The 20,835-nt window shown below is 54.3% G+C and carries 18 protein-coding genes; 13 read left to right on the top strand and 5 right to left on the bottom strand.

Going from position 1 to position 20,835, the window contains the following annotated elements; genetic code table 11:
* Positions 1–121 precede the first annotated feature (121 nt).
* The 3 genes from GSQ81_RS08875 to GSQ81_RS08865 are packed head-to-tail and all read left to right on the top strand — an operon-like array spanning position 122 to position 2,554.
* Positions 122–1,132: an AAA family ATPase gene (locus GSQ81_RS08875; protein WP_158910424.1), complete on the top strand. Its 1,011-nt coding sequence runs from the start codon at positions 122–124 to the stop codon at positions 1,130–1,132.
* Positions 1,129–2,106 carry a hypothetical protein gene (locus GSQ81_RS08870; RefSeq protein WP_158910423.1) on the top strand — a complete coding sequence of 326 codons (978 nt, stop codon included), beginning with the start codon at positions 1,129–1,131 and terminating at the stop codon, positions 2,104–2,106. The genes GSQ81_RS08875 and GSQ81_RS08870 overlap by 4 nt, the downstream gene beginning before the upstream one ends.
* The gene (locus GSQ81_RS08865) at positions 2,012–2,554 is read left to right on the top strand and encodes a thiamine pyrophosphate-dependent enzyme (protein WP_158910422.1); all 543 of its coding nucleotides are present in this window, start codon (positions 2,012–2,014) and stop codon (positions 2,552–2,554) included. Before GSQ81_RS08870 ends, GSQ81_RS08865 begins: the two co-directional genes overlap by 95 nt.
* Here the strand turns inward: GSQ81_RS08865 and GSQ81_RS08860 are convergent.
* Both GSQ81_RS08860 and GSQ81_RS08855 read right to left on the bottom strand, forming a co-directional pair.
* Positions 2,543–3,508, bottom strand: coding sequence for an IS481 family transposase (locus GSQ81_RS08860; RefSeq protein WP_158910421.1), 966 nt, complete (start codon positions 3,506–3,508; stop codon positions 2,543–2,545). The genes GSQ81_RS08865 and GSQ81_RS08860 overlap by 12 nt on opposite strands.
* A gap of 251 nt (positions 3,509–3,759) precedes the next feature.
* Entirely contained in the window at positions 3,760–4,560 is an 801-nt protein-coding gene (locus GSQ81_RS08855) for an SDR family oxidoreductase (protein WP_158910420.1), read from the bottom strand.
* Positions 4,561–4,825: 265 nt separating this feature from the next.
* On the opposite strand from GSQ81_RS08855, the gene GSQ81_RS08850 reads away from it, so the two are divergent.
* From GSQ81_RS08850 to GSQ81_RS08830, 5 genes are all read left to right on the top strand, one after another.
* Positions 4,826–5,464, top strand: a complete 639-nt coding sequence (locus GSQ81_RS08850; protein WP_158910419.1) for a TetR/AcrR family transcriptional regulator — start codon at positions 4,826–4,828, stop codon at positions 5,462–5,464.
* A 337-nt stretch (positions 5,465–5,801) separates the two neighbouring features.
* Positions 5,802–7,709 (top strand): CRTAC1 family protein, encoded by a 1,908-nt coding sequence (locus GSQ81_RS08845; protein ID WP_158910418.1) that lies wholly within the window; start codon positions 5,802–5,804, stop codon positions 7,707–7,709.
* Positions 7,710–7,794: 85 nt separating this feature from the next.
* On the top strand, positions 7,795–10,038 hold the full coding sequence (locus tag GSQ81_RS08840) for a tetratricopeptide repeat protein (RefSeq protein ID WP_254060090.1): 2,244 nt from the start codon (positions 7,795–7,797) through the stop codon (positions 10,036–10,038).
* A 132-nt stretch (positions 10,039–10,170) separates the two neighbouring features.
* Positions 10,171–12,270, top strand: a complete 2,100-nt coding sequence (locus GSQ81_RS08835; RefSeq protein ID WP_158910417.1) for a tetratricopeptide repeat protein — start codon at positions 10,171–10,173, stop codon at positions 12,268–12,270.
* 628 nt (positions 12,271–12,898) lie between these two features.
* Positions 12,899–13,501, top strand: a complete 603-nt coding sequence (locus GSQ81_RS08830) for a site-specific integrase (RefSeq protein WP_256369687.1) — start codon at positions 12,899–12,901, stop codon at positions 13,499–13,501.
* Positions 13,502–14,057: 556 nt separating this feature from the next.
* Here GSQ81_RS08830 and GSQ81_RS08825 read toward each other — a convergent pair.
* Positions 14,058–14,654 (bottom strand): hypothetical protein, encoded by a 597-nt coding sequence (locus tag GSQ81_RS08825; protein ID WP_158910415.1) that lies wholly within the window; start codon positions 14,652–14,654, stop codon positions 14,058–14,060.
* Between the two features lie 107 nt (positions 14,655–14,761).
* On the opposite strand from GSQ81_RS08825, the gene GSQ81_RS08820 reads away from it, so the two are divergent.
* Both GSQ81_RS08820 and GSQ81_RS08815 read left to right on the top strand, forming a co-directional pair.
* A complete protein-coding gene (locus GSQ81_RS08820) occupies positions 14,762–15,463 on the top strand; it encodes a hypothetical protein (RefSeq protein WP_158910414.1) in 702 nt (233 codons plus the stop codon).
* Positions 15,460–15,618: a hypothetical protein gene (locus GSQ81_RS08815; protein WP_158910413.1), complete on the top strand. Its 159-nt coding sequence runs from the start codon at positions 15,460–15,462 to the stop codon at positions 15,616–15,618. The genes GSQ81_RS08820 and GSQ81_RS08815 overlap by 4 nt, the downstream gene beginning before the upstream one ends.
* Before the next feature lie 221 nt (positions 15,619–15,839).
* Here the strand turns inward: GSQ81_RS08815 and GSQ81_RS08810 are convergent, their stop codons facing one another.
* Positions 15,840–16,784, bottom strand: a complete 945-nt coding sequence (locus tag GSQ81_RS08810; RefSeq protein WP_254060089.1) for an IS1595 family transposase — start codon at positions 16,782–16,784, stop codon at positions 15,840–15,842.
* Positions 16,785–16,914: 130 nt separating this feature from the next.
* Positions 16,915–17,502, bottom strand: coding sequence for a TetR/AcrR family transcriptional regulator (locus GSQ81_RS08805; protein WP_158910412.1), 588 nt, complete (start codon positions 17,500–17,502; stop codon positions 16,915–16,917).
* 119 nt (positions 17,503–17,621) lie between these two features.
* Here GSQ81_RS08805 and GSQ81_RS08800 point away from each other — a divergent pair, with 119 nt between their 5' ends.
* From GSQ81_RS08800 to trxB, 3 genes are all read left to right on the top strand, one after another.
* A complete protein-coding gene (locus GSQ81_RS08800; protein WP_158910411.1) occupies positions 17,622–18,287 on the top strand; it encodes a peroxiredoxin-like family protein in 666 nt (221 codons plus the stop codon).
* A 147-nt stretch (positions 18,288–18,434) separates the two neighbouring features.
* Positions 18,435–19,667, top strand: coding sequence for an MFS transporter (locus GSQ81_RS08795; RefSeq protein ID WP_158910410.1), 1,233 nt, complete (start codon positions 18,435–18,437; stop codon positions 19,665–19,667).
* A gap of 105 nt (positions 19,668–19,772) precedes the next feature.
* A complete protein-coding gene (gene trxB / locus GSQ81_RS08790) occupies positions 19,773–20,741 on the top strand; it encodes a thioredoxin-disulfide reductase (RefSeq protein ID WP_158910409.1) in 969 nt (322 codons plus the stop codon).
* Positions 20,742–20,835: the final 94 nt, after the last annotated feature.

Raw genomic sequence — 20,835 nt, 5'->3', positions numbered from 1 at the left:
AATCCGATTGACCTTGCCCCGGTCCATCCTGGCCTCCCAGAGATCGGCTTGGCTTCGATTCCGTATAAGTCATTTAGATTAAATTACTTACTCCTCTCATCCAATCATCACAAGGAAAGCCATGAAACCCTCTAAGCTCCATGAAGCGCTTCATGCGCTCATCGACGAGCGTGTGCCCCTGCATATCTGGGGACCATGCGGCGTCGGCAAATCGCAGATCGTCGGGCAGGTCGCCCGCGACCTCGATTTCGACTTTCTCGACGTACGGGCCGTGCAACTCGACCCAGTCGACCTGCGCGGGCTGCCGCGGATTGCGTCGGACCAGACCGAATGGGTGCCTCCAAAGTTCCTGCCCACCACCGGCAAGGGCATTCTCTTTCTCGACGAACTGACCTCCGCTCCACAGATGACGCAGGCCGGATGCTATCAACTCGTTCTCGATCGCAAGCTCGGCGAATACGTCCTGCCCGACGGGTGGGTAGTCATCGCTGCCGGCAATCCAGCCTCGGAACGAGGCGTCCATTTCGCGATGCCGCGTCCCCTGCGTAATCGGTTCGTGCATCTCGAACTCGAGGCGGACCTGGACGATTGGTGCAAGTGGGCAGTCAAGGCCCGCATCCGCCCAGAGATCATCGCGTTTCTGCGGTTCAAGCCGGATCTGCTGCACGCGGCCGACACGATGGCCGACGCCAACGCATGGCCCACTCCGCGATCCTGGGAGATGGCCTCGAACGTCCTGTGCGGCGTCGCCAAACATCGGAACGCATTGCTGCTCTCGGGCACCAGCGAGTTCGAAGCGCAACTACTCGATGGAACGGTCGGTGAAGGAGCGGCTTCGGAGCTTATCGGATTTCTCCGGCACTTCCGTCAGTTGCCTTCCATCGACGAGATCCTCCTTAATCCAGCGACAGCCCCGGTCCCCACGGAGACCTCCGCACAGATTGCGGTCGCCACGGCGCTGGGCCGTGTCATGACGGACAACTCCATCGGCAGAGGGATTACCTACCTCGACCGCATGCCGACCGAGATGCGCGTTATGGCCGTCCGCGACGCGGCCGCACGAGAGGTCGCTATCACCCACACGCCGGAGTTCATCCAGTTCGGCGTGAAATACCGGGAGGTATTGCAATGATCCCCGAACGCGCTATGCTCGCGGCCATCCACATCAGCATCTGGACGGCCGTCAAACACGATCGCAAGATCAGTCGCGACGTCGCTTATCAACATGGAGCGCATCAGAGCGCCGGACGCTACAACAAGCAGCTCTTGCGCGGTGCAGACAAGCTGGACGACCTGCGGACGCTGGCTGGCCAGATAAGGCAGCACTTCTACAAGATCACTCTCCCCTGGTCCGACGAAGGCTTTCGCCTGTTGCCGTCGAACTTCTACTTCGACCTGATGGAGCGGATGCGGGAGTTCGAGGCGAGCTTCGAGCAGGGAGTGGAGAGCTTCCTCGCGGTCTATCCGCAGTACATCGATCAGGTGCGTCCGGAACTGAACGGGCTCTTTCGGGAGGAGGACTATCCGTCCGCCGAGAAGTTGCGAACGAAGTTCGGCGTGAAGCTCGAGATTCTGCCCATCCCCTCGGGAGCGGACTTCCGGGTCCAGATGTCGGCAGAGGAGCAGGCTCGTGTCTCCCGCGAGATTGACGCGAATGTGCGCCAATCGTTGGCTTGCGGCACCGAGGACCTGTGGAAGAGGTTGCGTGAGGTGGTCTCCCATATGGTCGATCGGCTGAACGAACCCGAGTCGCGTTTCCATGCCTCTCTGGTGACCAACGTCTTTGATCTAGTAGAGATCCTTCCGCGCCTCAATGTCCAGGTCGACGAAGACCTCAATCGATTTGCAGAGCAGGTCAAGCAGCGGCTCTGTGGTTACTCGGCGCAGGACCTGAAGAAGCACGACCTCTTGCGCGTCACCACGGCAGCAGACGCTGCGAACTTCTCAGCCAGAGTCTCTTCAAGCGGAGCGGGTTCGCTGAAAGAGGCGATGAGTGCGGTAGTCTCGGCCAATGTGGATCGGTTCGTTTTCCCATGGTTCGATGGCCAACGCGTTGCCGCAGGCCTTAGGAGCGCAAGCTACATTTCCTCAAAGACAAGTGATTAGCCTCTCTGGAGATGGAGGCTTGGCAATGTTGATGGGGGAGCTGCTCACTGCGGTCCAGAACAAGCTCCCGGTGAAGATTGTCGTCTTCCACAACAACGCTCTCGCATTTGTTGAAGTTGAGATGATTGCTGCAGGTATCGTGCCTTTCGGCACGGGCCTGAAGAATCCAGACTTCAGTAAGGTGGCGGAAGCGTGTGGCCTCTTCGGAGTTCGCGTAACTCAAGCTGAGGAGTTGAAGCCGGCGCTTGAACAAGCCTTCGCGCATGACGGGCCGGCGCTGGTGGACGTGCTCGTACATCGGCAGGAGCTCTCCATGCCTGCGACGATCACACCAAGCCAGGTTCTCGGATTTGGGCTCTATCTGACCAAGAGTGTCCTGAACGGACGCGGAGACGCCATCATCGACCTGGCGAAGACCAATCTGCTAAACCGTCTGCTAGGTGTTTAGTCCCGGCATTTGATGGATTGGGTTGAGAGTAAATGTGTCTGGGGTTTGCGTCCAGAGTTTGCAAAGATATTCGTAGGGTGTGAGCCCCTTGAGGGTCTTGAGTCTTCGGGCGAAGTTGTAGGCCGCCAGGAAGTCTGCCAAGTGCGCTTTGAGTTGGTGATGGGTGTCGTAAAAGTAGCGCTTCACGGTAGCGTCTTTGATGGTTCTGTTCATGCGTTCGACCTGCCCGTTGGTCCAGGGATGGTTGGGCTTGGTCAACCGATGTTCGATTCCGTGGATATAGCAGGTACGGTCGAAGGGGTGGCCACGGAAGCGCGCGGTTGGCCCCTGCCGGTTCTTCGGCAGATCGGCGAACTGGATGCCGTTGTCGGTGAGCACGGTGTGGATGCGGTACGGAACGGCTTCGATGAGCGCTTCGACGAAGGCAACGGCAGCCCGCGTATAGGCCTTTTCCACCAGTTCGACGACAGCGAACTTCGAGGTGCGGTCGATGGCCACGAACAGGTAGAGCCTGCCTTCAGCGGTTCTCACTTCGGCCAGGTCGATGTGGAAGAAGCCAATCGGATAGATGTCGAACTTCTTCCTCCTGGGCTTGTCGCCTTCGAGGTCAGGCAGACGGCTGATGCCATGGCGTTCCAGGCAACGGTGAAGAGACGATCGGGTGAGCTGAGGGATCGTGGCCTGGAGAGCGTAGAGGCAGTCGTCGAGCGGCAACAGTGTGTGCTTGCGAAACGCTACGATGATGGCTTCCTGTTCGACCGACAAAACCGTCGACCTGGGAACGATGGGCCCGGTCCTGCGATCCGTCGTGGACTCGCGCTTCTTCCACTTGGCGACGGTCTTCGGGTTGATGCCGTGACGGCGGGCCAGAGCCCTCATACTCTCTCGACTATGTTGTATCGCTCGACGGATCGCCTCTGTCGTTGTCGCGCTTCGGTGAAGAACCAGTCCCATAATGCCTCCTTCCACTCTTGCGAAAAGTATGCACCATCAAATGCCGGGATTAAACACCTTGCACCACTTCTCTCCGGTTACAGCAGGGAAACCGTGATGCAGAGAAGCTCCAAGCATTGACGCAACTACGCATGGCCAACACGCGAATGACAGCGTCTACACGCGCGACCGACCCAATCCTTTCACCTACAAGTCTCATGATGGAATTTTTCACAACCGACATTTGACCTCCACACCGTCTAGCGATCTGCCTATTTCACCATTGCTTTCACCATCAACCGCCGCCACACGGCATCAGGCAAAATCCGATTCATCCAAAAAAATGGGCCGGGTTTAGCGAGGTAACGTAACCGATTGCTCCGATCATTCGCAGCACGGAAAATAACTTTCGCCACCTCCTCTGGCTTGGCGCCTGCAGAGCTTCCTTTTGCAAATACAGCCAAAAATTTGTTCATGCTTGTCTTGTACGGGTCACTCACTGCTATCTGCTTGCTGCCCTTGCCAAATTCGGTACTGATGCTGCCGGGTTCGATCATCTTTACGCGGATGCGAAACGGCTCCAACTCGTAGCGCATCGATTCGCTCAACCCTTCTACCGCGAACTTTGTCGCAACGTATGACGAGGCGTAGGGCAGAGCTAAACGCCCAACAATGGAAGAGACATTGATAATCAAACCTTCGCCCGCGTCCCGCATGACTGGAAGAATTTGCTGCGTGACCCCGATTAGGCCGAATAGATTCGTCGCAAATTGCTGTTGGATTTGCTGACTCTCTATTGCTTCAAGCGGACCGAACAAACCGTAGCCTGCGTTGTTCAGCAGCACATCAACTTTTTTGTAACGATTCAACGTATTGCTTATCGCTTGTGCAATGGAATCTGCATTCGTCACATCCAGTGCGAACAAGCTGATTTGCGGATGCTGAAGCACGGGATCCGCCTTGAGAGGGTCGCGCAGGGTTGCGGCTACATTCCAGCCTTTTGCAGCGAAATAAAGCGCGGTAGCTCGTCCGATACCGCTAGAGGCGCCGGTTATCAAGATTGTTTTAGCCATTGGCGATGACCCTCTGGGAGTCCTGATGTGCGTCCGGTTTGTGCACGGTCGCGGCGCCGCGATGACCGCGTTCCGGAAGCCGTTCTGATAACGGACGGCCAAAGCCGCTGTTAGCACTGGTGATAAACCATGTTCTTTCCATAAAAACTCCTCGCGTCAGTTGTTGGCTGATCCGGTCACGCCGAGCTTGCGGTATCCGTAATCGTCCTTATAATTCTATACAGTATATATATACCAATAGGTATTTAAGTTGCAAATAGTTTTTGTGCGTTATTCTGAGAACGTGCCTAAAGCGATCAAGCAGAGATTAACCCGACAGGAGAGCCGGCTGGAAACCCGGACAAGGCTTTTGGAGTCAGCAGCTCAATTGTTTGCAAGGGGCGGCTATGAAGGCGCGTCTGTCGATCTGATTGCGGAGCGCGCAGGCTACTCCAAGGGAGCGTTCTACTCCAACTTTGAGAGCAAGGAAGCGATCTTTCTGGAGCTTCTCGACACCCACAAGCGGCGAGAGATTGAAGCTTTGGCTCAGCTTCTTGCGCAGGACATTCCCGCGTCGGAACTTCTGTCGCTGATCCGTAACTCTGAAACCGGACGTGGCTCTGACTTCGACTTCGGCTTACTTTCTGCGGAGTTCCAACTACAAGCGTGCCGCGATAAGACATTTGCGAAGACGTATGCCAAACTGCATCGCACTCATCGGGACACCATGGCTGGATTGGTGATCAGACTGTTTGCCAAGGTTGGTCGAACTCCGCCATCAGCTCCGAAAGATCTTGCCGACATCATTATGGCGTTGACCACGGGCCTTTCTCTGCAGGGAACGAGCATGCAAGGGCCTCTGCGCAAGGGGGTCGTCACAGAAGCGATTCTTCTCGTTCTCGGTCTTGATCGTTTGCAGAGTTAGAGTTCTTCGAGCGGAGGCCGGAATATAGCGGCATGAGGGCGTAAGGGAGAAACCAAAGCGGGTTCTCCCTACGCGATTTTAAAGCCGACGACCGTTGTGGTCGCTCCAAATGCAGCAACTGAACGTAGAAGACTGCGCTCAGTATCGATCGCTTTGATTCATCGAAATCCTCGTGCGTCGACGTCATGAACGAGGGCGCCTGACGGAAAGATCGCTCAAGCACAGCACTAGACTCTTCGCCCCGGGAAGGACGCCTAACAGAAAAATCAACCTTTTGGACGATGTGCTCTATTTCTTCATACTGATACGATTTAGTGCAGAGCAAAGGACACTGTCTATGAGTAAAGGGCTTGGCTGGAGGCAGTTGCGCGTGTGGGCATTTGCCGGGGCAATCGTTATTTCTTTTTCATCCGCATCTGGTCAGGTGAGCGAACAGACAATTCAAACCACAGCTCAGAGCGCGGATGCTCCGGCTGCGAAGCAGCAGGGAGGTTCGTCTACTGCAGGAGTATTCGCGCCTGTACTCGATTCAGAGCACCGGCCCATCACGGCCGGCGGGTTCGTCAAGACTGGTCCGGTCATCTTTGAGGACATTTCAGCGAAGGCGGGCCTGACAAGCTGGAACCACACCATGGGAACGCCGCAGAAGAAATATATTATCGAAGAGACGGGTTCCGGCGTCTGCCTGCTTGATTACGACCATGATGGCTGGCAGGACATCTACCTGGTGAATGGCTCAACCTACGACGCGCAGGACGGAAAGACCGAGCCGCAACATGCCGCACTTTTTCACAACAACCACGATGGCACGTTTACAAACGTCGCCACGTTTGCCGGGGTGACGAACGGCCGGTGGGGATATGGCTGCGCAGTAGGAGACTATGACAACGACGGCTGGCCAGACTTATATGTGACGAATTTCGGCAAGAATCGCCTTTACCGCAATGACCACGATGGCACGTTCACGGACGTTGCGGAAAAAGCAGGTGTGACTCTCGGTAATTGGTCGACCGGTGCGAGTTTTGGAGATTACGATGGAGACGGGCGCCTGGATCTGTTCGTGCCCGGATACGTTCACTACGACATGGCGCATCCACCTCATGCGGGATCAGGCAGCCTTGGTTTTTGCCAATATCGCGGGGTGAACGTCAGCTGCGGTCCGCGGGGACTGGAAGGCGAGCCTGACCATCTGTTCCACAACAATGGCGACGGAACATTTACCGATGTGAGCGTAAAGGCCGGCGTCAGCGACCCGAATCATTATTATGGGTTCAGTTCCACCTTCGTCGATATAAATAACGATGGCAAGGTAGATTTGCTGGTTGCAAACGACTCTTCCTCCAATTACCTGTATATAAATAAAGGCGATGGAACTTTCGAAGATGCCAGCTACTATTCCGGCTTTGCGCTAAACCGGTCAGGACGCGAGACGGCGTCTATGGGACTGGCGGTTGGAGACTATAGGAATTCTGGGCAAGTGGGTATCTACACCACGACTTTCTCGGACGACTACAACACCTTGTTTGAGAATAAAGGCGACGGCAATTTTTCCGAAATTACTTCAAGGACCGGGATCGATGAAATTACTTATCCATTTCTGAGCTGGGGCACGGAGTTCATCGACTACGACAATGATGGCTGGAAGGATGTTTTTATAGCCAACGGACATGTGTTTCCAGAGGTCGAACACCATGACTGGGGAACCAGCTATGCTGAGCGCCCGCTGCTTTTCCATAATGTCGATCATGGTCAGAAATTTATCACGATGCCAGCCGTTGAGGGTACAGGGCTCGCCGATGTTCTCCCCTCTCGGGGAGCGGCTTTTGGCGATCTATTCAATGACGGCAAGATTGATGTCGTGATTAACTGCATGGACCACACTCCCGTTTTGCTGCGCGATGTCAATCCCGACCATAATCATTGGGTAGGGCTCCAGCTTGTCGGCGGCCCCGGAAGCCCCCGCGATGCAGTTGGGTCCACCGTCTATCTGACCGCCGGCGGGATTCGCCAACGGGGAGACGTGATGAGCGGCGGAAGTTATGAGTCTTCCAACGACCAACGTCTTCACTTCGGTCTCGGACAGGCTACTTCTGTGGAGTCAGTCGAAATTCACTGGGCCAGTACCGGTACGGTGGAGCACGTCAATCTACCGAGTCTCAATCGCTACTTCGTCATCGAAGAAGGCAAAGGCGTCATACCCAGCGTCTACGATGGCGTCGCGAAGGAAATGTCGTCGAGAAAGTAAAGTGCTCGCCAACCATCTCGAAACCGAGGAGTGCATTGTGAAAATCGCACCTTCTCATGATGATCAGAGACTGCGGATGCTACGAATGCCATTTCTATTCCGATTTTCGTTGGCGGTGTCTAAGTTCGTGCTAAAGCGGTTAATGTGCGGTTCTACCGCTCTCTCCGGTGTAATGCTTGTCTGCATGCTGTTCGGCTCTGTTGCATCCGGGCAGCAACAGGATGCGGGGCGCAAGCAATACTCGGAAAAGATCGCATCTGGCTACAACTACCGCTTTGGCAAGGATCTTTCCTTCACGCCAGGCAACCCTGAGGTGCAAGGCGGCGGCTTTATCCAGCCTGGAGCTTTTCCCGACGCTACATATTGCGCGCACTGCCACCAGGAGGCGTATCACCAGTGGCGTCAGGCGCTGCACTCGAACTCCTTTCGCGAGCCGTTTTACCGCACCAGCGTGAACCTCGTCAACAACACGAAAGGCATTGAATTCTCACGGCACTGCGATAGCTGTCACAACCCGATCGGTGTGCTCAGCGGCGCTCTCACTGAAAATTCGCAGGTAGACAGAAAATTCGATGGCAACGGAGTGACCTGCATGGTCTGTCACTCAATACAGGGTCTGAAGTCCACCAGCGGCAACGGCGGTTTTATCATGGGAGTTCCGTCAGTGATGGTGGATGAAAACGGCAACCGCATCCCTGGAGAGGTTCCATACGACGAGAGCCTAAATCATACGGACCGTCATTCCCGGGCCGTCATGCAAGGCTTTTACCGGACCCCTGAGTTCTGCGCCGCATGTCATAAGGCGAACTTGCCGGAGCATCTAAATGACTACAAATTCTTGAGCGCATTTGTCACTTTTGACGAGTGGCAGAACTCGAAATTCTCGCACCGGAATCCGTTGACTTTTTATACAGGAGACTTCAAGACCTGCCAGAACTGCCACATGCAGCGCGCTCCGAACACGCTGCCGGACTATGGAGCGAAGCATGGCACGTTTGCATCGCATAGCTGGGCTGCCGGAAATACAGGGGTTCCGTTCTATTACGGCTTCGATGAGCAATTGGAGAAGACGTTGAGATTTCTCCAGGCCCAGGATTATCTGAATATAGATATCTTCGGTATAAAGAAGGCCAATGAAGAGAAACTCATCGGGCCACTTGGTTCGGTGCCTTTTCGTATCGAGCCGAACGACATCCTCGACGCGTACGTCGTAATCCAGAATAAGAACATAGGACACTCGCTGATTCCGGAAGTCCGCGATCTATATGAAGCTTGGGTGGAATTCACCGTCAAAGACCCCCAGGGCAAGGATATCTATCACAGCGGCTTTCTCAAGCCGGGCGGCGAACTCAATCCGCGCACGCACAGCTTTACCAGCCGGCCCGTGGATAAGGACGGCAAGTTTGTCGACAACCATCAGGTCCAGACGATCCACTCGGTCGCTTATGACAATACCATCCAGTCTGGGCGGTCGACGCTGGTTCGATACCGCTTCCGCGTTCCTGCAGATATCAAAGGCTCCATCACCATCACAGCGAAGGTAAATTACCGCCATTTCCGGCAAAGTTATATCAATAATGTGCTTGGCAAGGACCATCCTGCCTATCCCGTGGTGGAGCTGGCGGCGCGCAGCCGGACGCTGAAAATCGGTGATAATCCTTCAGTTCCGCCTGAGCCTGGAGATAATCCGGATTGGATGCGCTGGAACAACCTCGGTATCGGCTATCTTGATCAGCTTCAATATGCCGCGGCGGCCCACGCATTTTCAGAAGTAGCCCATCTGCGACCAGATTACGCAGATGGCTACACGAATATCGCATTAACCGAGACCGAGTGGGAGAAGTATAAGCCAGCGCGAATCGCTGTCGAAAAGGCGCTATCGCTGAGTCCGAACAATGCACGCGCCCTCTATTACAGGGCACTGCTGGAGCGGAGAGCGGGAGAGTCCGACGCGGAGTTGGCTGATCTTGAAGAAGTGGTACAGCAGTACCCTCAGTCGCGCGACGCTCGACGAGAGCTGGGCGTTACCTATTTTCAACGGGACGATGATGAACATGCGATACAGCAGTTTCAGGCGCTCGAAGTGATCGACCCGGACGACATTGCGGCGCACTACAATTTGTCAGTCCTCTATCGGCGGATGGGCATGAAAAAGCCGGCTGAGCAGGAGCAGGCACTCCTTATCACCGAAAAGGCCGATCCGGAAGCACTCACCGGGTCACTTAAATTTCTGAATAACCATCCGGAGATCTCAGCCGAGAGCGTTCCGTGGCACATCCATACAGATTTGCCGCATGATGAAAGCCCAGCAGCCCAAAGTGAGCGATGATGAGAACGGTCGCTCGCCAATCTGTTGCTTCTGCCTGTTAGTTCCGAAGCAGAAGACGACTTCGGGACAGGGCCGGAGTTGTGAATCTCGAACCGTTGTAAATGTTGGCGTCCTTGGAGTGGCCACAACTGCATGTGGATAAATCGATCGTTCGAGAGTTGGGTATCACATGGCACCGGCGTAGCTGTAGCCCTGCTTCTGTCTGCCGTTGCTGTCTCTGGTCAAGGCGTCTCGAAGATCCATTCGGCAGAGTCGCCACTGCAGGAGCATTACGATGCAGCGGAGACCTTGCAGGGAAAGGGCGACCTGGAGCAAGCTGCGTTTCAATACAAGCTGTTTCTCGCCGAGGCGTTGCATCGGGTTGCAAACGGCTGGGCACAGGTTGGAGAATATCCGGAAGCGGTCCCGCTCTTCGATGAAGCCCTCGCACTCACTCCGAACAACGCCGCGCTGACGATGGACTACGCCGAGGCAGCGCTAGACGCGCACGATATGCTCAAGGCCCAGCATCTGGCACAGGAATTAGTCGATTCTTCTCCAAAAAACGCCAGAGACAGTCGGACGGCGAGGCTGCATTGGCTCCTCGGTCAGGCGATGCTTGGTATGGACGACAACGAGAAAGCCAGGGATCAGTTTGCAACTGCGGTAGGCATCAGCCCCAACTTTGAGAACCAGTACGCCCTGGCCAGCGCATATCTTGCGATGCTGGACAAAGACAATGCGGCAAAGATCTTTAAGAAGATGCTTGCTGAATTTGGCGATACAGCTCAGATCCACATGGAGTTCGGCCTCGCCTATGGGAACGCCGACTTTCCCGAAGAAGCAATTCCGGAGTTCCGGAAGACGCTTGCCAGAAATAACACGTTTCTCGACGCCCATTACTCGCTAGGAGCCTCTTATCTGAGGAGATCGGGGGACACCGCCTCTCACGAGGCTGAGGCGGAGTTCCGCAAGGAACTCTCCCTTCATCCTGACGATTTTCTTAGCTATTACGAGCTCGGCTCTCTCGCAATGAATCAACATCACCTACCCGAGGCAGTCAGCAACCTTACTCGCGCTGCTGCTTTGAACTCCCACAGCGACGATACATTTCTGTTGCTGGGCGACGTGTACAGTGAGCTAGGCAGGACCACAGAGGAGGAGTCTGCGCTGCGCAAGGCAATTCAGGTATGTACCGATCCTTCGCGAAACCATTACCAGATCCGCGGCGCTCACTATGAGTTAGGTCTCTTGCTGAAAAAGGAGGGGAAAACCGAAGAAAGCAAAAAGGAATTGCAGATCTCCCAGGACTTGCTGCTTGAGAATAGAAAACTGGATGTTGCCAACATGGCTGGCAAGTCGATTTTAAGATTTCCTTCTCGAAAAACCGATACGGTACCCGATCCCGCCGCCGCCGCAAAGGTAAAACGACTCGAGCAGCAGATTGGGCCTGCCATTGCGGATAGCTTTGACAACCTTGGAGTTATCACTGCGCAGGACGAGGACTATACAACGGCTTCCGGCTACTTTAAACAAGCGGCCCAATGGAACCCGGGGATGGATGGGCTAGATTACAACTGGGGCCGGGCAGCTTTTGGCGCCCGTGACTATCATCAAGCTGTGCTCTGCCTAGGTAGATACATGCAGGCTCATCCGGAGGACGCCCGCTCTCGCGTCCCTCTTGGCATGAGTCAATTCATGCTGTCAGATTACCGTGGGGCCATCGATACGCTTTCCTCCCTGGGGGCTCAACTGAATATTGTCCCACTGCTCGCCTATGCGTATGCAGAATCGCTGGTAAAAACCGGCGACGTGGGCTTAGGCGTTGATCGCCTGGAGCATCTGGAGGAAGTTGATCCCAGTCTTGCCATAGTTCCTGTTGCTCTTGGGGAAGCCTATGCAGGTCAGAAGCAGTATCAGAAGGCAGAAGTTCAATTACGCATGGCGCTCCGTATGAATCCCGCTGATAAGAATGCGAAATACAATCTTGCGCTTACGCTGATTGCTCTTGATCAAAAAGACGAAGCGCAGTCTCTGCTGAAAGAGTTGGCGCAGCAGCCAGAAACGAACAATCCGGCAATCTATTATCAACTCGGCAAGCTTCAACTCGACCAAGGGGATACAAATGCCGCGATTACCAATTTGGAAGCCGCGACCAAATTGGCGCCAGAGGACAACGCGACTCGTATCGAGCTGATGGAAGCCTATCTCCGGAAGGGCGAGGCGGGAAAACCACAAAATAAAAAACATTAAACTCTGTACAAAGACGTTTGAACAGAGCCAATGGCCAAACGTACAGTATCTCGGATATTGCGCTGGTGAAAGTTTGTCGCAAGCAGCATTTCGTTCATCGATCGTTGTATCTGTCGCGGCGAGTAGCTGCTCACTACGTCATCTGCGATGACTCTGGTGAATGCTGCATATTGGTTGACGAGGTTTCGCGCACCGTCGCGACGCTGAAAAAGCGGTATTGTCACTTCGCGCAACCATTAACTCAGGTGTGCGTTCGCCGGAGACGGTGAATGACCTCGTTATCCATTATTCGAAGCACGAACTGACGCCAGAGAGGAAAGCATTCGCTACCATCGAAGCACATCGCAGTTATCTCAAACTGCACATTGTGCCAAAGTGGGGGAGAGCATAGACTATCGGCGGTCAGAACGGTTGTTGTAGAAGGATGGCTGGATACCCTTCCTCTCGCACCAGGAACGCGTACCAAGATCCGCAACATAATGTCTGCGGTCTTCGTCTTCACGCACGGAATCCGGCACGAGTGGATCACGTTCAACTTCATGAGCAAGGTTCGTTGTTCGGCAACTCGACTGAGAGAACCAGATGTGCTCACGCCGGATGAGTTCCGCGCCCTGCTACCACATTCGCTCTGCGTGAGCGTGCGATGGTGATGCTGGTGGGATCAACGGGGCTCCGCCGGTCTGAGATGTTCGCTCTTCGGTGGTCAGACATCGACTTGGCGACTATGCAGGTGTCGGTCACGCGGGCCGTAGGTGCGCAATTACTTCGGCGAGTGAAAACACTGGCGAGCCGGAAGTCGGTTCCTCTGAATGCCTGCGTCTGCGCGGTTCTGGCAGACTGGAGAAATGAGTCACCGTATTGCAGTGACGATGACTTCCTGTTTCCGTCAATCCGGCTGAATGGTAAGAAGCCATTGACGCCGGATATGGTACTCACCAAAATCATCAGGCCTGCGCTCCTGGCAGCAGGCGTCACGGACAAGGTGATCGGGTGGCACAGCTTTCGCTATTCGCTCGCGTCGAACCTGCGGTCTATGGGGATCGATGTGAAGGTGGCGCAGGAACTCCTGAGGCACGCAAACTCACACATCACCCTGGACATTTATACGCGCGCCGTCTCGGCCGATAAACGCGAGGTGAGTGAGAAGCAGATTGAGATATTGATGGAAAAAGTCGCCGTGCCGGAGCCATCGTACCGGTCCGTACCGGCCGCTTTAGAAGCGTCACTGTAGGTATGCCATAAACCATTGTTTCTATTAAGTTTATGGCGGGGACGACGGGGCTCGAACCCGCGACCTCTGCCGTGACAGTGAGCCAGAATCCCGTAACTTACTGAAAAAACAAGCAACGGATGGCTCCAATTCGCGCTATTAGGCACACCAAGGAACCGTTAATGTGTCCTTATTGTGCCCACGGTCTCAACCCTGAAACCTCTGCCGTCACGCGGCAGAGGTTTGAAACCGCCAAAATTGGCTAATTCTGCTGAGGCAGAGGTCTGGTTCCTCGATTTGAGCGTATTTCGTGACCCCAAGGGGACTTGCCTTTGGTTTTCCATTACTGACGAGAAGCCGACATCTCGGTACTAATCCAAATCTGGATGTTGACGAGTGTGTGAGGACCGCCCCGGACTGAGAACGGTCGATGTAGAGGCAATAACATACTTGACTCAGCAGTCCGGTCAGGCATTTATTGCGCCAAATGGCAGGCTGCTCCCATATTGGGGGCTAAGTGAGTAACCAATCAAAAAAAACTCAAGACGATGCTCTCGATTTAGGAGTTTTGTTGAGTTTAATCTGCAAATTCTTCCTCTGGGTCATCACTCGCGATAAACCGCTTTGTCTCGTGATTCCACCTACGATCAAAGCCGATTTGTCGCTGAGTTTTGTTGTCGTCAAGGTAGGCGATTTCACCGACACACCTGAGAGTCATTCCTTGCGTTCCGTGCTTCTCGAAGTCCATAACGGATATCCGGTACAAAACCAAAGCCCCATTCAGAATGATTTTGATCGGGGCGGATTCACCGGGAAGGAGTCCAAAGGGCTCGAAAGTGGTTGTATTGATCTCTGTTTCGTCTGCGGTGTGCGTCCAATGCCACTCCATCTTCATGAACAGGTTTGTGACTTGTCCATTGCTATCACCCCTATTAACAAGAATGACTTCGAGGAACAAGGAGTCTTCGGTCTCCATGATTCGCATTCTTCTGATGTGAATGTGTGGCCTAAATGTCGAGATGAGGGTTCGTGTTGCGGCTTCAGCTTGTGTCTTGATGTGCCTCAATGTGCGCATCGCTATTACTCCGGCGACAATTCCCAGCACGACCAGAAACCAAGTGGAAAGAGTGGCTGGTGCAAAAGCACACTTCAGATACTCGATCAGATCATTCATATGATTATGAAAACGGTAGCACAGGGTATTAGTTTTATAACGCAGCAAAATTTTGACTGTATAGTGCCGATGCTGAGACCATCAGGGGCATGGGAGATTGGTTCAAAATGTTGGGCACGTACCTGTCTGCCGTGCTCAAAAAATGGTTGCAACTTATGAGTTGCGCCGTCTTTACTGCATTGTCAGCGTATATCGCTAAAACTCACCAGACGAACCACTGGTTTTTAGCAATGAATGTGGTTTTGGCAGTTGTATTCCTGCTGACGGCGACCTTCTCTGTCTGGAAGGATGAACACACTTTATTGCTTAAGCACACTGAGAAACCAAATCTAAATGTTGCCATTAAAGAGGTGTTTGTGATTCCACAACGCCGATCAGACGTATTTGTACACGTATCCATTCATAACGATTCTCCGGTAGAGACTGCTATCTCGAAATATAGGGCATTAGTTGATGTCGGTACTTCATCCCAATACCACCTTGAAGGCCCTTTGAACGATGTTAGCGCTTATCGTAGGGTGGATCTGGATTGGGGAGAACTACCTCAATATAGGGTGCGGGGAGAGAGTCTTCTTAAAGACTTAGAGATGGATAGTAGCCAGCCGCTAAAGCGCGGTCTGCCAGCGGAGGGTTGGTTACACTTCAAAGTTGAGTCAGGTCTTGATTTACCGGCCTTAACGCTTGAGATGATAAAAAGCCTCTCTCTAGTGTTGTGGACACCTTTTGATGGCTACCTGAAAGTGGGTAGAAAAGAAGTTCCACTCGAAAACCCATCTACCCTAATTGAATGGACTGGAGGTTCCTTATGACCTCCAAACCGTCAGAAGAGTTTGAGAAATTCGATAAGGCAATGGACAAGATTATGTCTGTGTCCAAAGAAGAATTGGATAGGCGGCTTGCAGAGGCCAAGAAAGCCAAAACAGGTAAGCGGTATCCCAAGCCGACAAAGATTAAGCATCCCTAGCAGCACTCAGAAGCCACTAGGGATGTTTACTAGAGGATGTCTTGGAACAGATTGCTCGTCAGAATAGGTGTGTCGGTCTTCACCTTTGGCAGCGAATTCAACAGTTTCATAGCATCCTTGAATGCAACAACGAGTGCAGGATTAATAGGAACGTTCATAAGACTTTTCTTTCAATACAAAGTAACGGCACAGATTGAACCTCTGTGCCGTCCTCCTGCATCCTACGCTTTGCCCGTCAGTTGCTTATAGGTAAGCCGTTTGCCGAAAGTCTGCTCTACACAGATACCAAACCGTCCACCATCATTCAGCCCTTTACGATTGTTGTAGCGGAATACCTGCTCGGTCACATACTTGTCCAGATGAACCGGATCGACTGAGATATAGGTTCCAGTCAGGCCGCGCTTCAACAGACTCCAGAAGTTCTCAATGCCGTTTGTGTGGATGTGTCCACGTACATAACCTTCAACGTGATTGATGACCTCATGGTAGTAGGTGTCAGCAGCGATGAAGGGGTAGCTGGAGTGCTCGTCTGTGATGATGTGAGCACTAGCCGCCACGTTCTCAAGAATCGTGGGCTGCATAGTAGGTTTGCGGCGGTCTGCAACGGTGTTGGCGCGAACCTTACCACCACGCTCCAGCATCCCTAGAACGATGGCCTTGTTACCACCACCCTGATATGAAGCAGACTGCTTACGTTTGCCCTTGTGAATGTTCTTTACTTTGCCGCCTACAAACGTCTCGTCAATCTCCACCATATTGTTATGGCCGAGTTTGGTGTGTATGTCTTCATCCATCGCGGTACGGATACGATGCAGCATGAACCAAGCAGATTTTTGTGTGATACCGATGGAACGGGCAATCTCATAACTGGACACACCGTTTTTGCAATTGACGACCATCCAGGTTGCGGTCAACCACTTGTCTAGGCCAATTGCGCTGTCTTCATAGACACTTCCAACCTTGACCGAGAACTGGCTCTTAGGATGACGGGTCTTGCACTGCCACACACGCCTAGACTCCATGTACTTCACTTCGCGGGAGCCGCAGTTGGGGCAAATCACTCCATCCTTCCAACGCTTAGACACCATGTAAGCTACACAATTGTCAGGGTTTGCAAAGTAGACGATTGCTTCTTGGAGGGTTTTGAGTGTCTTCAGCGTGTCCATGAACCTAATGTATGCTCAATTGGCTGCTGAGTCAAGTATGTTATTGCCGATGTAGATCGATTGCCAGCTATGGCAGTGTGTTGACCTCCTCATACCAGCGCTTACAAGTTGTCCTCCGTTCAAAGGCCCGCTAGAGTCCAAGCCCGGTGAGAAAGACTTCGATCTGCTGCTCGAAGCGAGACCTCTCGTAGGACACAAGGGCCATTCGCCAGAGGCCCTGCATGTAAGTGAGGACGACCGGCACTACGAGCTGAGGCTCGAAGCCATCCGCGAGAAGCCCATCCCGCTTATCGGCACTCATCCGAGCAATCATCGCGTCCTGAAGTGTGGAGATTCGCCCTTCGATGTACTGTCGCAGTTCAGTCTCATCAAGTACCTCGTGGGTCAGGCTTCCAGCCATCATGCAGATGACCGAAGGTGTATCGGGATTATCAAGAGATTCCAGGATGTCCTTGAACAGCGCACGTACGCCCAGTGCGGCCGTGGGTGCCGTAAGAAATTCCTTGGAACGCTTTTGATCGACAGTGTCGTTGTAATGCTTCAGGCACTCCAGGTAGGCTCGCTTCTTGCTTTTCAGGGTGTTGTAAAACGAGCTTTCCCCGATACCCATTTCTTTGAGGAGATCGCGCAGCGAAGTGCCAGCATAGCCACCCTTCCAGAACAGCCGGGTCGCCCGTTCCAAGCTAGTGTCGTAATCGAACTCCAAAGTCCGTGCCATGAGAGACCTTTCCTATTCTGTAGCGACTGCCCCAAAATAATCATTGACATGGGCGACCTGCTCTCTCATTATGTAGCAGGTGCTACAAATAATCAACTCATGGCACTCAGGAGATCAATATGGCTTACAAACAAGCGGCAGAGGCGATACAGGCGAAGGTGAAGGCTGCCCTCGGAGAGCAGTTCAGCATTATTTCCGGTGATATGGAGCGCGTCCGCTCGTCCGACGTGCTGGACAACGCTTTGAAAGTCGGCGATGCCGCGCCTGAGTTTACCCTGCCGGACGCATTCGGCCATGAAGTCTCGCTCAAGAGTCTGCTGGCAGAAGGACCGCTCGTTGTCAGTTTCTACAGAGGCGAATGGTGCCCGTATTGCAATCTCGAGCTGCGTGAACTGCAGGCGGCTCTGCCAAAGATTCAGGCGCTGGGCGCGAAACTGGTCGCGATCTCGCCCGAGAAACCGGATAGCGGAATTGTCGCAACCGAAAAGAACCAACTGACCTACCCCGTCCTCAGCGACTTCAAGAACGTGGTCGCGCGGCAGTTTGGCATCGTCTTCCAAGTGGGAGATGGAGTGAAAGAACTCGGCAAGGCAAGGTTCAATAACGATTTAACAGTCCGCAATGGAGAAGGCTCTTACCAGCTCCCTGTGCCCGCCACGTATGTGATCGACGCTTCGGGGATCATTCGGTTTTCCCACGTCGACGCGGACTACATGACCGGACGTGTGGAGGCGGAAACAGTGGTGGCGGCACTGGAAGCAATCGCTCGGCCCGTCGCGCAATAACCCCCGGGATCTCCATGCGGTACTCCGCGCCTGGACGTTGCGGGCGCGGATTTCTCCGCAGGGCGAGTGATGCTACAAACCCAACCGTTGGGAAGGGTTTCACAACCCCGGTATACCCGGACGACACACGGCTTAGGACGGAAAACTATGACAAGCGCAATCCAAAATCCAGACACCCCGTCCGCTCCTTCCATCGGCAAGGTAATGTTCCCGATTTTTCTCATCGTCTTTACAGACATCATGGGCTTTGGCCTGATGATTCCTCTGTTGCCTTTCTACGCAGAGCATTTTGGAGCTTCCGCCTTTACAGTCGGTATGCTCCTGTCGATTTTCGCTCTCTGTCAATTGCTCGCTGGACCTCCGCTAGGGCAGCTCTCGGATCGAATTGGCAGAAAACCTGTGTTGGTGATCAGTCAGATCGGCACACTTGTGGGATACATCCTGCTCGCCGTGTCGAACACCCTATGGCTCGTATTTGCGGCAAGGATCATTGACGGCTTGACTGCGGGAAACATTTCGGTCGCCCACGCCTACGTCTCGGACAATACGGCACCCCAACAGAGAACGAAGGCCTTCGGTATCGTCGGATCTGCTTTTGGTCTGGGCATGCTTGTTGGGCCAAGCCTCGGCGGGCTCCTGGCCAGGCACAGCCTGACGACACCGATTTGGGGAGCTTGCGTTCTTTCAGCCCTCAGCATCGTGGCGACGGCCGTGCTGTTGCCGAAGGGAGTAAAGGCTGAGCACAAAGGGCCGTCCGAGAGTCTGCTTCCCGTCAAACCGATCCTGGATTGCTTTCGCGATCCGGCGACAAGCGGAATCTTTTTTCTCTTGTCTCTCTTCTATTTCGTCTTCAACACCTTCATATCCGGCTTCGCTTTGTTTTTGGCCGGGCGCGTCACCTGGGGAGGAGAGCCGATAGGACCGCAGACCGCAGGGTTTATGTTCGCTTACGCCGGTCTCTTGAATTTCTTCTTCCAGGCAATAGCTCTGGGACACCTTTTACGGTGGTTCCGGGAACGCACCTTGGTCTTGGCAGGTTTCCTGCTGATGGCCATCGGATTTGGTCTGCTCTCGCTGAGCCATACAGTTCTCGTAACGTTGGTGTTCCTTACCCTGAGCCATAGTGGCGCGGCGGTGCTCAGGCCGACGATCATAGCGCGGCTCTCTAAACGTGTTTCGCCACAGCGTCAGGGGCTCGTGATGGGCGTCAATCAATCCGTAATGTCGATTGCCTCTGTTCTCGCACCTCTGGTGGTTGGGGCCTTGATCGATCATGGCTTATACGTTGGCTGGGCTCTCTGGATGTCTGTCATCGCTGCTGCAGGAGCATTTGGTGTGGCACGCATTTCGTCCATGAGAGATGAACCAGTGGTGAGTTAGCTACCGGCGATACAAACGAGGGCGGCGCAACCCGCCGCTCTCGTTTCCGATGTTGCCTCGCAAAACGGCGATGGGACACCACCAGCCACAACAGATTAGGAAATCATGTCGAACACTGTTACCACCGAAACCACCACGCGCGACACCGTGATTCTCGGCTCCGGCTGCGGCGGCCTTACCGCCGCCATCTACACCGGACGCGCCAATCTCAAGCCGCTCGTCATCGAAGGCCACGAGCCCGGCGGCCAGCTCTCCATCACCACGCTGGTCGAAAACTTCCCCGGCTGGCCCGAGGGCGTGCAGGGCCCGGAACTTGTCGAGAACATGCGCAAGCAGGCCGAGAAGTTCGGTGCTGAAGTCGAGATGGGGCACCTCGTCAGCGCAGACCTCTCCAAGTCGCCGATCGTTCTCAACTTCGGCAACAAGATCGTCCACACCCGCACGCTCATCGTCGCCTCCGGCGCAAGCGCGCGGTGGCTCGGTCTACCCAGCGAACAGGCCCTCATCGGACATGGCGTCTCTTCTTGCGCCACCTGCGACGGCTTCTTCTTCTCCGGCAAAGAAATCTGCGTCATCGGCGGCGGCGACTCCGCCATGGAAGAAGCAATGTTCCTGACCCGCTTTGCCACCAAGGTCTACTTGATCCACCGCTCGGCACAGTTCCGCGCCAGCAAGATCATGCTGGACCGCGCCATGGCGCATCCGCAGATTGAGTTCCTCGCCAGCACCGTCGTTGAAGAAGTACTCGGCGTCGAAGAGAAGGAAGTCAAAGGCATCCGCGTCCGCAACACCATCACCGGCGACGTGAAGGATATCCCGCTCTCCGGGTTCTTTCTCGGCATCGGCCACGTTCCCAACGCGAAGTTCTTCGCCGGCCAGATGGACCTAGACGAAGACGGCTACATCAAGAGCAAGGACAACGTCTTCACCACGCACAACGGCCAGGTCATCCCCGGCGTCTTCTGCGCGGGCGACGTGCAGGACCGCCGCTACCGCCAGGCCATCACCGCCGCCAGTTCAGGCTGCATGGCAGCGCTTGAAGTAGAAAAGTACCTCGAGGAGCACGGCCGCTAATCACGGTCGAAGCTCCTCGACTCCGTGTGCCCCGTTCAACCGATGTGACCTGCAGCTGGGAGCGCGCATGTCTGTTCGATCGGCCTCAGCAGGA

The sequence above is a fragment of the Granulicella sp. L56 genome (genome assembly GCF_009765835.1).
GTDB lineage: Bacteria > Acidobacteriota > Terriglobia > Terriglobales > Acidobacteriaceae > Edaphobacter.
The sequence above is the reverse complement of the archived record's forward strand: the minus strand, read 5'-3'. Positions and strand labels throughout refer to the sequence as shown.